General features: G+C 63.4%; 12 protein-coding genes and 1 tRNA gene. 8 read left to right on the plus strand and 5 right to left on the minus strand.

Translation table 11 applies throughout. The features are described 5' to 3' along the window. The first annotated feature begins 53 nt into the window (after positions 1 to 53). Complete coding sequence (locus tag QCE88_RS01650; protein WP_309898631.1) at positions 54 to 977, plus strand: phosphorothioated DNA-binding restriction endonuclease; 924 nt, start codon at positions 54 to 56, stop codon at positions 975 to 977. A 9-nt stretch (positions 978 to 986) separates the two neighbouring features. Here QCE88_RS01650 and QCE88_RS01655 read toward each other — a convergent pair whose 3' ends face one another. After that, positions 987 to 1,373, minus strand: a complete 387-nt coding sequence (locus QCE88_RS01655) for a DUF488 family protein (protein WP_309898633.1) — start codon at positions 1,371 to 1,373, stop codon at positions 987 to 989. 213 nt (positions 1,374 to 1,586) lie between these two features. Here QCE88_RS01655 and QCE88_RS01660 point away from each other — a divergent pair, with 213 nt between their 5' ends. Next, complete coding sequence (locus tag QCE88_RS01660; protein ID WP_309898635.1) at positions 1,587 to 2,975, plus strand: MFS transporter; 1,389 nt, start codon at positions 1,587 to 1,589, stop codon at positions 2,973 to 2,975. A 6-nt stretch (positions 2,976 to 2,981) separates the two neighbouring features. Here the strand turns inward: QCE88_RS01660 and dbpA are convergent, their stop codons facing one another. Beyond that, positions 2,982 to 4,364, minus strand: coding sequence for an ATP-dependent RNA helicase DbpA (gene dbpA / locus QCE88_RS01665; protein ID WP_309898637.1), 1,383 nt, complete (start codon positions 4,362 to 4,364; stop codon positions 2,982 to 2,984). A 6-nt stretch (positions 4,365 to 4,370) separates the two neighbouring features. Then, entirely contained in the window at positions 4,371 to 4,565 is a 195-nt protein-coding gene (locus QCE88_RS01670) for a hypothetical protein (protein ID WP_309898639.1), read from the minus strand. Positions 4,566 to 4,750: 185 nt separating this feature from the next. Here QCE88_RS01670 and QCE88_RS01675 point away from each other — a divergent pair, with 185 nt between their 5' ends. Further along, the gene (locus QCE88_RS01675; RefSeq protein WP_309903313.1) at positions 4,751 to 5,632 is read left to right on the plus strand and encodes an AraC family transcriptional regulator; all 882 of its coding nucleotides are present in this window, start codon (positions 4,751 to 4,753) and stop codon (positions 5,630 to 5,632) included. Between the two features lie 60 nt (positions 5,633 to 5,692). Here QCE88_RS01675 and QCE88_RS01680 read toward each other — a convergent pair. Beyond that, positions 5,693 to 5,768, minus strand: a tRNA-Lys gene (locus tag QCE88_RS01680). A 165-nt stretch (positions 5,769 to 5,933) separates the two neighbouring features. On the opposite strand from QCE88_RS01680, the gene QCE88_RS01685 reads away from it, so the two are divergent. Genes QCE88_RS01685 through QCE88_RS01695 form a run of 3 tightly spaced genes read left to right on the plus strand, consistent with a single transcriptional unit; the run spans position 5,934 to position 7,704 of the window. Next, a complete protein-coding gene (locus QCE88_RS01685; RefSeq protein WP_309903315.1) occupies positions 5,934 to 6,341 on the plus strand; it encodes a PaaI family thioesterase in 408 nt (135 codons plus the stop codon). Beyond that, positions 6,342 to 7,217, plus strand: a complete 876-nt coding sequence (locus QCE88_RS01690; protein ID WP_309898640.1) for a patatin-like phospholipase family protein — start codon at positions 6,342 to 6,344, stop codon at positions 7,215 to 7,217. It begins immediately after the preceding gene. Between the two features lie 10 nt (positions 7,218 to 7,227). Next, positions 7,228 to 7,704 carry an OsmC family protein gene (locus tag QCE88_RS01695; RefSeq protein WP_309898642.1) on the plus strand — a complete coding sequence of 159 codons (477 nt, stop codon included), beginning with the start codon at positions 7,228 to 7,230 and terminating at the stop codon, positions 7,702 to 7,704. A 6-nt stretch (positions 7,705 to 7,710) separates the two neighbouring features. On the opposite strand, the gene QCE88_RS01700 is transcribed toward QCE88_RS01695, so the two are convergent. After that, a complete protein-coding gene (locus QCE88_RS01700; RefSeq protein WP_309898644.1) occupies positions 7,711 to 8,727 on the minus strand; it encodes a D-2-hydroxyacid dehydrogenase family protein in 1,017 nt (338 codons plus the stop codon). Positions 8,728 to 9,209: 482 nt separating this feature from the next. Between QCE88_RS01700 and QCE88_RS01705 the strand changes: the two genes are divergently transcribed. Together QCE88_RS01705 and QCE88_RS01710 are read left to right on the plus strand one after the other, a co-directional pair. Next, complete coding sequence (locus tag QCE88_RS01705) at positions 9,210 to 11,081, plus strand: phosphoenolpyruvate carboxykinase (GTP) (RefSeq protein WP_309898646.1); 1,872 nt, start codon at positions 9,210 to 9,212, stop codon at positions 11,079 to 11,081. Between the two features lie 362 nt (positions 11,082 to 11,443). Beyond that, positions 11,444 to 12,532, plus strand: a complete 1,089-nt coding sequence (locus tag QCE88_RS01710; RefSeq protein WP_309898648.1) for a LysR family transcriptional regulator — start codon at positions 11,444 to 11,446, stop codon at positions 12,530 to 12,532. Positions 12,533 to 12,710 lie beyond the last annotated feature (178 nt).

Genomic DNA, 12,710 nt, shown 5'->3' on the forward strand with positions numbered 1-12,710 from the left:
TGATCGCACAATGCGTCACGGGTTTTTCTTTGTCGTCGAACATCTCCTGATCCATGACCGTCACCCGCCCGTCCGAGATTCTGCAAAGCTTCGAGCACTTGAATATCTGGCGGCGCAATGGCGAGCGTGCACCTCACAAGCCGCTGCTGATTCTGATGGCGCTTGCCTTGTTCCAGCGAGGCGTGCAGGACATACCTTTCTGCGAGTACGAGGCTCGGCTGAGCGACTTGCTTAGGGAGTTCGCGCCCCAGCGTCGCACGCTTCATCCCGAGCTTCCCTTCGTGCGCTTGAAGAATGACGCGGTCTGGGAGGTCACGCTCGGTACGAATCGCGAGCACGTCCTGCTTGAAAACGATTTGACGAAGGGGCAACTGCGAAACCTGAACGCAACGGGACATTTCTCAACCGGCGTTCAGACATTCCTGCAAAGCGACCCCAAGGCAATCACGATGATTGCCCGCGTACTGCTTACCGCTCATTTTCCGGAGAGCATCCATAGCGACATTCTTGATGCAGTCGGTCTTGCACTCGATGATGCAACCGCATACACGGATGGAGCTGACATCGCCGAAGCGAAACGCCGCCGCGACCCTGCATTCCGCGAAGCGGTTCTAACCGCCTATCAGTATCGATGCGCCCTATGCGATCTCGACCTGCGCATCGGCAACATCACGATCGGTCTCGAAGCGGCGCACATCAAGTGGCACCAAGCGAGCGGCCCGGATGTCGTCGAGAACGGCATCGCGCTGTGCTGCCTGCATCACAAGCTCTTCGATATCGGCGCCTTCACGCTCGGAGATCGTCGGCGCGTGCTGGTTTCGGAGAAAGCCCACGGCGGCCGAAGTTTCGAAGAGATTCTCCTGAGACACCACGGCGGCCAATTAAACGCACCCGTGCGAACCGAACACCACCCGGCGGGAAGCTTCGTCGAGTGGCATCGAGAACAGGTGTTCAAGGGCAGCGCGCGACCGCTCTGAAGCCCAAACTCAAACCACCTCCGCCCCCCGCGCCGTCAACAACTCCCGCAGCACCGAGCGATGACACCGCGCCTCATGCTCGCAATAGCATCCCAGCGCCATGTTCGTCTGATGCGACAGCGCCGCCAGCAGATCCAGCGTCCTGCTCGCATCGGGCGCGGCCATTTCCGCCTTGAACTTCTTCACGAACGCGCGCCAATCCTTGTCGGTTTCGGCATGAAGCGCCGCCGTCACCAGGTCCTGCGTCGGCGACAGCACCGGATACCACACGTCATAGAAATCCCGCGTCGCAAAATCCGCCTTCGGCACCCCACGCGGCGGCCTGCGCACCGTGCCGATACGCAAGCCTTCATCCTGCGCACGCGGCGTCCCCAGCCTCACGATTCGAATCGCCATCTCCCGGTCTCCCTTGATCGACGCCATCGCCCAAGCATACCCGCGCAGCCTTCCGGAAAGCCATCTGAAAGCCCTCCATCCCTGCCTCAGCGAAAACCCCCGCCTTCCCGTATCGTTTCGGATTATTCTTCTTCCGCTTAATCCGGATTCAGCGCCGTGCCCACCGAAGAACGCCCCCAAGACCAAGACCTGCCCCACGATCCCGACGCCCCGATGACCCCGCTCGAACGGCGCGGCATGGCGGCGATCCTGTTGTCGGTCGCGCTCGCGACGCTCGACACGGCCATTGCCAACACCGCACTGCCGGCCATCGCCGCCGACCTGCATACGACGCCCGCCGCGTCCGTGTGGATCATTAACGCGTATCAGCTCGCGATGGTCGCGACGCTGCTGCCGTTCGCCGCGCTCGGCGGCATCCTCGGGCATCGGCGCGTGTATCTGGGCGGGCTGGTGGTGTTCCTGATCTCGTCGGCGTTGTGCGCGTTCTCGTGGTCCTTGCCGACGCTCGTCGCCGCGCGCCTGCTTCAAGGTCTCGGCGCGAGCGCCATCATGAGCGTCAACGCCGCGCTCATCAGCGCCATCTTTCCGCCGCATCGACTGGGGCGCGGCGTCGGACTGAATGCGCTGGTCGTCGGTATCGCGTTCGCCGTCGGGCCGACGGTTGCGTCCATTGTGCTCTCGCTCGGCACCTGGCCGTGGCTGTTCGCAGTGAACCTGCCGGTTGGCGTGTTTGCACTGATGATCGCGTGGCCGTCGTTGCCGCGGACCAAACGGGCCGCGCACGGCTTCGATCGCGTGGCCGCCTTGCTCAACGTCGTGACGTTCGCGTCGCTGATCTTTGCGCTCGGCGAGGCGTCGCAGCGCGCGCCGACGCAGATCGTGCTCGCGTCGTTCGGCGTGACGCTGGTGGCGGGCGTGTTGCTCTTGCGCCGCGAACGCGGTCATCCGGCGCCGATGCTGCCCGTCGATCTCTTCCGCCGCCCCATGTTCGCCCTCTCGACGATGACCGCCATCTGCTCGTTCGCCGCGCAGGGGCTCGCGTTCGTGTCGTTGCCGTTCTTCTTCGAGAGTGTGCTCGGCCGCAGTCAGGTCGAAACCGGATTTCTGATGACGCCGTGGTCCGCGCTGGTCGCGCTGATGGCGCCGATCGCCGGCCGTCTGTCGGACCGGCAATCGCCAGGGCTGTTGGGCGGAATCGGACTCGCGCTGCTGTGCGTGGGCATGTTGTCGCTGGCCATGCTGCCCGCGCAGCCGCACGTGCTCGAGATCTGCATCCGCATGGCCATTTGCGGTGCGGGCTTCGGGTTCTTCCAGTCGCCGAACCTGAAGGCGTTCATGTCGAGCGCGCCGCGTGAACGCAGCGGTGGGGCGAGCGGTGTGATCGCGACCTCGCGTCTGATCGGACAGGCGACCGGCGCAGCGCTCGTGGCGTTGTGCTTCAGCCTTGCCGGCAAGCATGGACCGACGCTCGCGCTTTCGCTGGGCGCGGCCTTCGCGGGCGCGGGCAGCATTGCGAGCGGCCTGCGGCTGATGACGCGCAATCCCGCGAACTCAAGCTCCAAGCCGGACACCATCGCCGGCGATCCCTCGCAGAAAGTCTGAGCCTGACTACATGCGGCGCACTTTCACCTTGCGCCCCTTGAGCTTGCCGTTGCCGAGCCGGCGCACGGCGTCGTCGGCGACGCCGCGTTCGATCGCCACATAAGTGACCATGTCCATCACGTTGATCTTGCCGATCTGCTTGCCGTCGAAGCCCGCTTCGCCGGTGAGGGCGCCGAGCACGTCGCCGGGTCGGATCTTGTCCTTGCGGCCGCCGAGGATCTGAAGCGTCGCCATCGGCGGCTTGAGATGGCCGGGCGCAGCCGAGGTCAGTTCGGCAAGCGGATGCCACTCCACTTCCGCGCGCTGCGCCTGTTCGATCGATCCGACACGCCCCATCTCGTCCATGCTGGCCAGCGACAGCGCCCAGCCTTCCTGATCCGCCCGTCCCGTCCGCCCGATGCGATGCACATGCACTTCCGGATCCGGCGTGACATCGACGTTGATGACCGCTTCCAACTGGGCGATGTCGAGACCGCGCGCGGCGACATCGGTTGCCACCAGCACCGAGCAGCTGCGGTTGGCGAACTGCACGAGCACCTGATCGCGCTCGCGCTGTTCGAGTTCGCCGTGCAGCGTGAGCGCCTCGAAGCCTTGCGCGAGGAGGACGTCGAGCAGATCGCGGCATTGCTGCTTGGTGTTGCAGAACGCGAGCGTGCTGACCGGGCGATAGTGATCCAGCAACAGGCCGACCGCATGCAGGCGTTCGTGATCCGCGACTTCATAGAAGCGCTGCTTGATCTTCGCGTTGCTGTGTTGTTCGGCGAGCTTGATCTCGCGCGGATTGCGCAGGAACTGCTGGCTCAGCTTGACGATGCCTTCCGGATAGGTTGCCGAGAACAGCAAGGTCTGGCGATCCTTCGGACATTGACGCGCGACCGATGCGATGTCATCGAAGAAGCCCATGTCGAGCATGCGGTCGGCTTCGTCGAGCACGAGGGTGCGCACGGCGTCGAGTGCAAGCGTGCCGCGCCCGAGGTGATCCATGATGCGCCCCGGCGTGCCGACGGCAATATGCGCGCCGTGTTCGAGGCTCGCGATCTGCGGACGCATCGGTGTGCCGCCGCAGAGCGTCAGCACTTTCACGTTGTCCTCGGCGCGCGCGAGACGGCGGATTTCCTGCGTGACCTGGTCGGCGAGTTCGCGCGTCGGACAGAGCACGAGGGCTTGCACGGCGAATTGCTTCGGATCGAGCTTGGCGAGCAGCGGCAGCGTGAACGCGGCGGTCTTGCCGCTGCCGGTCTTCGCCTGCGCGATGAGATCGTGGCCCGCAAGCGCGGGCGGCAGGCTGGCGGCCTGGATCGGCGTCATCGATTGATAGCCGAGCTGCTGCAGATTCGCCTGCATCGCGGGCGTGAGCGGCAGGCTGCTGAAAGAGGTGTCGATAGTCATGTCGGATCAGCGCTCGCCATGGGGCGGGACGTCGCGCAGTTGTTCGTAGGAGACGTTGCCGTCGGGCGCTTCGTGACGGGCGACGTAATTGCGCGCGCCGCACATCGGGCAGCGGAACAAGAGGCCTTGGCCCTCGTTCTTGATGACGACGTCCGACGGCTCCCACTGTGCTTCGCAGGACTGGTTTCGGCAGGTGAACATGTTCGATGGTTCTCGTTGTTGCATCGCGCGGGGCGTGCGGTGTGCGCGGCGCGGCGTGATTGCGTCGGTTCAAAGACGGAAGTGTACGCGTCTCGCGAGGCGAGGCGGGCGGCGTGAGCTTCCAGGGAAGTGTGGAAAGTCAGCAAGAAATGCTAAAGCGGGTCGTGCTACTTTTTGGGCATCGTATGCACTTCTTCCTGGAGCGCAGCATGGGCGAAAAGCTTTACGAGACGCGGCTCGCGCGCGTGGTCGCTTATATCCACGATCATCTCGACGACGAACTCGATCTCAATCGTCTCGCCGAGGTGGCGTGTCTGTCGCCGTATCACTGGCACCGGATCTATCACGGATTCTATGGCGAGACGGCAGCGGCGACCGTGCGGCGCTTGCGGTTGCATCGTGCGGCGAACGAGTTGCTGCATGGTGAGGCGCAGATCGATGCGATCGCTGCGCGAGCCGGTTACAGCGGCGCGCAGGCGTTCTCGCGAGCGTTTCAGGCGAGTTACCGGATGGCGCCGGGACAGTTCAGGAACGAAGGCGGGGCGTCGATGTTCGGGGCGATCGATGGTTTCGGATCGGAGGAGGGAGCGATGCAACAACATCAGGTCGACATTCGTACGCAGGAAGGATTCAGTGTCGCGGCGATCGAGCATCGGGGCGATTACATGGGCATCGGTCGCGCGTTCGAGATGCTGTTTCACTGGCTGACGACACGTGGGCTCGTTGATCCGCGAGCGAGGTCGCTTGGGATTTACTTTGATGATCCTTCTGCGGTGCCGGCTGAGGAACTGCGCTCGATGGCGTGTTGCGAGTTGTTCGAGCCCGATGCGGTGAAGTTCGAGGCGCCGGTGTCGCGTGTCGAGGTTCCGGGTGGGGAGTTTGCCGTGCTCACGCATGTCGGACCGTATGCGCAGCTTTGTTTTGCGTATCAGTGGCTATATGGGGAGTGGCTGCCGAAGTCGGGCAGGGAAACGGGCGACGCGCCGGTGTTCGAGGTGTATCTCAATGACCCGAGGGAGACCGCGCCTGCGGATCTGGTGACGGAGATCTGGGTGGGGGTGAGGTAGGTGATGTTCTGGAAAGCAAAAAGCCCAGTCGCAAGGACTGGGCTTTTTGCATGAATCGGGTGGTGGGGCGTGAGTGACTCGAACACTCGACCTACGGATTAAGAGTCCGCTGCTCTACCAACTGAGCTAACGCCCCAACAGAAGGGAAATTATAGCGGTGATTTTCGAGCGCACGCAAGCCCCTTTTCGCAAATTTCTGAAAAATTCCGGCGCATCGCGCTATCGCAGAGAGGCGCAGCCCACCTCCGCATCCCGTTATCATGGGCGCATTCTCCCGCCCGAAGACTTCAAATCAAAGCTCATGGACGATCCCGCCATCCGCGCCTTGCTCGACAGCATCCTCGCGCCTTGGGTCAAAGACCTGCACCTCACGCCCGCCGCCATCGCCGACGACGCCATCACCCTGCGCCTGCCCCATTCCGATCACTTGCGTCACGCGGGCGGCGTCATCTGCGGCCAGGTCTTCATGGCTGCCGCCGATACCGCGATGGTCATCGCCATCTCGCACGTCATGGGCGGTTTCTCGCCGATGACCACCGTCTCCTTGAACGCTACCTTCATGCGCCCGGTGAAGTCCGGCGACATCCTCGTCACCGCCCGAGTGCAGAAGCGCGGCCGCAATCTCGTCTTCGGCGACATCGAAATGCGCGATGCACAAGGCGAACTCGCCGCCCACGCCACCACCACCTACGCGCTCTTCAATCAATAAATGTTCGACCAAGTCGTATTCGCGGGCGGCGGCAACCGCTGCTGGTGGCAAGCCGGCTTCTGGGACGTCATCCGGCCAGAACTGGATCTGAAGCCGCGCATCATCGCGGGCATTTCGGCGGGCGCCGCCACGGCCTGCATGCTCTACACGAACGAATCGCGCCGCGTGATGGCGTACTACGCCCACGTCCTGCGCGACAACACGAGAAACGCCTACTGGGGCAACCTGCTGCGCGGCGAGTCGGTGTTTCCGCACTACCGCATCTACCGTCAGGCACTGCTCGACATCTTTGCGGACCGCTTCCCCGAACTCCGGCATGCGCCCGAGATCCGCATCGGCGTGTCGCATCTGCCGCGCTGGCTCGGCGCGCGCAGTGCGGTCGCGGCCGGGATCATCGCGTACAACATCGAGAAGTACCTGCGCAAGACGCTGCATCCGACACTCGGCCAGACGCTCGGCTTCCATCCGGAGTTCGTGAAAGCACAGGACTGCGCCACAGTCGAGGATCTCGCCGACCTCATCCTGCAATCGTCGAGCACGCCGCCGTTCACGCCGATCCTGCGTCGCCACGGCCGTCCTGTGCTGGACGGCGGCATGGTCGACAACGTGCCCGTCTCGGCGCTCGATGCCGCGCCGGGTCTCGTCCTCGTCATGGTCACGCGGCTCTATCCGCGCGAGCGCATGTTCGTCGTGCCGCATGGCGCGCAGCGACGCATCTACGTTCAGCCATCGCGCAAGGTGCCGATTTCAAGCTGGGACTATACGAGTCCATCCCAGATGCAACATGCTTATGACCTGGGCCGCGCCGACGCCGAAGATTTCCTCGAGCGTCTGCCGTGTCTGATCGAAACCGCATCGCATGCTGACTTAGGATGAGGAGCACATCGTGGCGAAGCAGCACACGTATGAACTGACCGTCGACTGGACGGGCAACCTGGGTTCAGGCACTTCCGCCTACGACGCCTATTCGCGCGATCATCTCGTGCGCGTCGGCAGCAAGACGGCGATAGAAGGATCGAGCGATCCCGCCTTCCGCGGCAATCCCGCGCGTCACAATCCGGAGGAGTTGTTCGTGGCGTCGCTGTCGTCGTGCCACATGCTCTGGTATCTGCATCTGTGCGCGACGAATGGCATCGTCGTGACCGGCTACGTCGATGCAGCCGTCGGCACCATGCAGGAGGAAGCGCAAGGCGACGGCCGCTTCGTCGATGTGTTGCTGCGCCCGCGCGTGACCATCGGCGCAGGCGGCGACCAAGCTCTCGCGGCGCGCCTGCACGAAGAGGCGCACCGCTATTGCTTCATCGCCAACTCGGTGAACTGTCCGGTGCGTTGCGAACCGTCCATCGACATCTCGACGCTATAACGCCTCTCAGCGCCGCCGCGCGTGCTGCAACGCTTCCTTGTTCGAGACGCTCGACGTGTCGCCCGTGTTGAACGCGAGGATGTTCTTGAACGCGGCGCTGAAGTACAGCTCGTAGCTCTCGCGCTCCACATAGCCGATGTGCGGCGTGCAGATCACGTTCTCCAGCCGCAGCAGGCCATAGCCTTGCAGGATCGGCTCGCTTTCGAAGACATCCACCGCCACCATGCCCGGCCGGTTGTGATGCAGCGCGTTGAGCAGCGCATTGTCTTCCAGGAGTTCGGCGCGACTCGTGTTCACGAACAGCGCCGTGGGCTTCATGCGCATCAGATCGTCCTGCTTGACCATGCCCGTCGTCTCGTCGGACAGACGCAGATGCAGCGTCAGCACGTCGCTCTGTTCGAACAGCGCCTCACGGCTCTCGGCGACCGCATGACCATCTTCACGCGCGGCCGTCTGCGAATGCTCGCGGCCATACACGAGCACGTTCATGCCGAACGCCTTGCCGTAGCCCGCCACCAGCTTGCCGATCTTGCCGTAACCCCAGATGCCCAGCGTCTGACCGCGCAGCACCTGGCCGAGACCGAAGTTCGGCGGCAGCGCCGAAGTCTTCAGTCCGGATTGCTGCCACGCGCCCTGTTTGAGATTCGCGACGTACTGCGGAATGCGCCGCTGCGCCGCCATGATGAGCGCCCACGTCAGCTCGGCCGGCGCCACGGGTGAACCCGTGCCCTCGAGCACCGCGATGCCGCGTTCGGTACAGGCATCGAGGTCGATGTGTCCGCCGCCGGCTCGCCCCGTCTGGCTGATCATGCGCAGTTTCGGGCACTTGTCGAGCAGTTGCGAACTGATGCGCGTGCGTTCGCGAATCAGCACCAGCGCGTCGACTTCCGAAAGTCTGCTGGCCAACTGTCCGAGCCCGCGCACCGTGTTATTGAAGACTTTTACCTCATGGTCATCGAGCAGATGGAAGCAGTCGAGCTTCCGGACGGCGTCCTGGTAGTCGTCGAGGATGGCGATTTTCATGGGCATTGGTTGGCTTTTGTTAGGCATCAAACGTGCTGAATTTCGGGCAAGCGCGAGAATAGAGCACTTGAATTCGGGTAAATACCGATCATTTGTGCTCCGGCAGGCCTGTTGCGCTGCATCACGGCCGCTGCGCGATGCGATGTTATGCTTGACTCCCACATTTCAGGAGCCCTGTATCTCCGCGCCAAAAGAAAGAATTTCAGCGCAACTTGCGGAAACCACGGTGATCCGCAACGAGACCGGCCACTTAGTATCTCTTTTTAACAGTTTGTTCCTTCGCGACGCAAGCCGGGCAGCGGTCCGGCACATATGCTGAAGGATTCATGCCCGTGACGCCGCAATGGCTGGCGAACTGCATTTCGTGCGATGAATCCGTCCATCGGGACCGCACGAAAACGCCCGGCGGTTCGACTCGTAAGCCTCTCGCACGCAGCGTCAGAGGGCCCAGGTTTTCATTGCAGAGAACGGAGACAAGCTCGATGAACCAGCCCGCAGTAGTCGAAGATCACCATAACAAGTCCATCGAAGTCGATGCGCCGGCTCATGTCCGGCACCGCAAGCTCATCGAATGGGTGCAGCGCATCGCGGCCGTGACGAAGCCGGACCGTATCGAGTGGTGCGACGGCTCGCAGGAAGAATACGACCGGCTCTGCCAGCAGATGGTCGACGCCGGCACGATGAAGAAGCTCAATCCCCAGAAACGCCCCAACTCCTTCCTCGCGTGCTCGGATCCGTCCGACGTGGCGCGCGTCGAGGACCGCACCTTCATCTGCTCGCAGCGTCGCGAGGATGCTGGACCGACGAACAACTGGATCGAGCCGCAGGAAATGCGCGTCACGCTCGACGGCCTGTTCGACGGGTGCATGCGCGGCCGCACGATGTACGTCGTGCCGTTCTCGATGGGCCCGCTCGGCTCGCCGATCGCGCATATCGGCGTGGAGTTGTCGGACAGTCCGTACGTCGTGACGAACATGCGCATCATGACGCGCATGGGCCGCGCGGTGTACGACGTGCTCGGCGAGGATGGCGAGTTCGTGCCGTGCGTGCACTCGGTGGGCGCGCCGCTGGCGGATGGCCGCAAGGACGTGCCCTGGCCGTGCAACGATACGAAGTACATCGTCCACTTTCCGGAAACGCGCGAGATCTGGAGCTTCGGCTCCGGCTATGGCGGCAACGCGCTGCTCGGCAAGAAGTGCTTCGCGCTGCGCATCGCCTCGACGATGGGTCGCGACGAAGGCTGGCTCGCCGAACACATGCTGATCCTCGGCGTGACCTCGCCGCAGGGGCGCAAGTATCACGTCGCGGCGGCGTTTCCGTCGGCGTGCGGCAAGACCAACTTCGCGATGCTGATTCCGCCGAGCGACCTGAATGGCTGGAAGGTGACGACCATCGGCGACGACATCGCGTGGATCAAGCCGGGCCGCGACGGCCGCCTGTACGCGATCAATCCGGAAGCGGGTTATTTCGGTGTCGCGCCGGGCACGAGCGAGAAGACCAACTTCAACGCCATGGCCACGCTGAAGGAAAACGTGATCTTCACGAACGTCGCGCTCACCGACGATGGCGATGTCTGGTGGGAGGGCATGACGGATACGCCGCCCGCTCATCTGATCGACTGGCAGGGCCGCGACTGGACGCCTGCGATCGCGAAGGAAACGGGCGCGAAGGCCGCGCATCCGAACGCGCGATTCACGGCGCCGGCGTCGCAGTGTCCGTCGATCGACGCGGACTGGGAGAATCCGGCCGGCGTGCCGATCGACGCGTTCATCTTCGGCGGCCGCCGCTCCAACACGGTGCCGCTGGTGACGGAAGCACGCGACTGGAACGAAGGCGTCTACATGGCCGCGACGATGGGCTCCGAAACCACGGCGGCTGCGGCGGGGCAGCAGGGCGTCGTGCGCCGCGACCCGTTCGCGATGCTGCCGTTCTGCGGCTACAACATGGCGGACTATTTCGGCCACTGGCTCAAGATGGGCGAGCGCCTCGACGCGATGAACGCGAAGGTGCCGAAGTTCTTCTGCGTGAACTGGTTCCGCAAGGGCGACGACGGCAAGTTCGTGTGGCCGGGCTTCGGCGAGAACATGCGCGTGTTGAACTGGATGATTGGCCGGATCGAAGGCACGGCGCAGGGCGAGGAGCACGCGTTCGGCATTTCGCCGCGCTACGAGGACATCGACTGGGGCGCGCTCGGTTTCTCGCGCGAGCAGTTCGAACAGGTCATTTCCGTCAACGACACGGCCTGGCGCGACGAACTCGCGCTGCACGACGAGCTCTTCACGAAGTTGCAGCAGGGTCTCCCGGACGCCTTGCCTGAAGCCAAGGCGGGGATGGAGAAGCGTCTGGCGGCTTGAATCGGCTTGACTCGACTCGATCGGCGGGACCATTCGGCGAGCTTGCATGCCGGATTGGTAGCGCCGATCGAATCAATCCCCATTATCGGGCTCATTGCACCGGGCCCGATTTCTGCGCACCTACACCGTCAAAAACCGTCCCGCCAGCCTGGACAAAATTCCGCTTACAGGAATGCCGCCGATCAAGCGTTGTGTGATCCGCAACAATCGGTGATCTTTCATCTGCGTAACACGCCCCGCCGACCGTTTTTTTTCGACTTTTTCCTGTTTCCCGGCAACTTCTGCACGAAACGCCCAGTCCTAGGATAATCCTGAATTGCGTTGCAGCAGAATTCAAGCCGCATGGCGGCAGGAGTTGTCTTATGGATCATTTGCAGTCGATGAGAGTGTTCGTCCGCGTCGCCGACCTGGGGAGTTTCGCCCGGGCCGCGAGCGCGATGGACATCTCCAATGCAGTCGCGACGCGTCATGTTGCGGACCTCGAAGGCCGTCTCGGCACGCGTTTGCTGAATCGCACGACGCGCAGTCTCTCGCTCACCGAGTCCGGTCAGGTGTATCTGGAACGGGCGCGGCAAATTCTCGACGAGCTCGAAGACGTCGAACAAATGGTGGTGGCGCGCAATCACGAACCGCTGGGTTCGCTGCGAATCGTCGCGCCGGTGGTCTTCGGCTTGCACAATCTCGCTCCGGTGTTGCAGACCTACGCGCAGCGCTATCCGAAGGTCATTCCGGACGTGACGCTGGTGGACCGTCAGGTCGATCTGGTCGAGGAAGGTTTCGATGTCGGCATCGTCATCGCGCGGCAGGTGAAGAGCGCGAGCGTCGTCACGCGGCGCCTGACGACCGGATGCATGACCGTCTGCGCGACGCCCGCGTATCTCGAGAAACACGGCACGCCGACGCGCCCTGAGCATCTGCTCGAACATCCGTGCCTGAGCCTGCCTTCGGAGTACTGGGGCGACGAGCGCGTGTTCACGGGGCCGGAAGGCGAGGTGCGGGTGCGGCCGCAGAACGTGATCATCGCGAACAACACCGAGATGCTGAGGCAGTTCGCGCTGCTCGGCATGGGCATCGCGATCCTGCCGAGCTATCTGATCGGCAACGATACGACGCGCGGCCAGCTCGTGCGCCTGCTCGGCGACCATCAATTGCCGCAGGTCGAGATCAACGTCGCGTATCCGAGCCGCCGCCACTTGCCGGCGAAGGTGCGTACCTTCATCGATCATCTGGTCGAGCATTTCAGCCAGACGCCGAACCACCAGCTCGGCGAACAATGGATTCGCGATGGCCGTGGCCAGCCGGTCGCACCGGCGGCTCAGTCGCACTATGAACACGCCGACGACGAACCGGTTCCCCCTCCGCGTTCGCGTCCGATCGATGGTGAACTGGGGCCCAAGCTCGCGAAGCCCTCGAGGACGCGCGGGCGCGTGCCGGCTGCATCGCCGTTCTGAAAGGCCCGCGCCAAACGCAGATAGAAAAACAAAACCCCCGCGAAGACGCTTCGTGGGGGTTTTTGTTTGGAGCTGAATGAATCACCGGCGGAGCAGCCGGAAGGCCATTAGCTTGTCTTGCGCGCTGAGGTCTTCTTCGCGGGCGGGCTTTGGAGCCGGCGGAACTGCCGGCTACCGG

The sequence above is a fragment of the Caballeronia sp. LZ035 genome (genome assembly GCF_031451175.1).
Taxonomy (GTDB): domain Bacteria; phylum Pseudomonadota; class Gammaproteobacteria; order Burkholderiales; family Burkholderiaceae; genus Caballeronia.

Bases quoted from the DNA above. Each gene is read 5' to 3' on its own strand.
- QCE88_RS01690 (WP_309898640.1), top strand. From the start codon at position 6,342: ATGTTCGACCAAGTCGTATTCGCGGGCGGCGGCAACCGCTGCTGGTGG.
- QCE88_RS01675 (WP_309903313.1), top strand. From the start codon at position 4,751: ATGCACTTCTTCCTGGAGCGCAGCATGGGCGAAAAGCTTTACGAGACG.
- QCE88_RS01655 (WP_309898633.1), bottom strand. From the start codon at position 1,373: ATGGCGATTCGAATCGTGAGGCTGGGGACGCCGCGTGCGCAGGATGAA.
- QCE88_RS01685 (WP_309903315.1), top strand. From the start codon at position 5,934: ATGGACGATCCCGCCATCCGCGCCTTGCTCGACAGCATCCTCGCGCCT.
- dbpA (WP_309898637.1), bottom strand. From the start codon at position 4,364: ATGACTATCGACACCTCTTTCAGCAGCCTGCCGCTCACGCCCGCGATG.
- QCE88_RS01705 (WP_309898646.1), top strand. From the start codon at position 9,210: ATGAACCAGCCCGCAGTAGTCGAAGATCACCATAACAAGTCCATCGAA.
- QCE88_RS01700 (WP_309898644.1), bottom strand. From the start codon at position 8,727: ATGAAAATCGCCATCCTCGACGACTACCAGGACGCCGTCCGGAAGCTC.
- QCE88_RS01670 (WP_309898639.1), bottom strand. From the start codon at position 4,565: ATGTTCACCTGCCGAAACCAGTCCTGCGAAGCACAGTGGGAGCCGTCG.
- QCE88_RS01660 (WP_309898635.1), top strand. From the start codon at position 1,587: ATGACCCCGCTCGAACGGCGCGGCATGGCGGCGATCCTGTTGTCGGTC.
- QCE88_RS01710 (WP_309898648.1), top strand. From the start codon at position 11,444: ATGGATCATTTGCAGTCGATGAGAGTGTTCGTCCGCGTCGCCGACCTG.
- QCE88_RS01650 (WP_309898631.1), top strand. From the start codon at position 54: ATGACCGTCACCCGCCCGTCCGAGATTCTGCAAAGCTTCGAGCACTTG.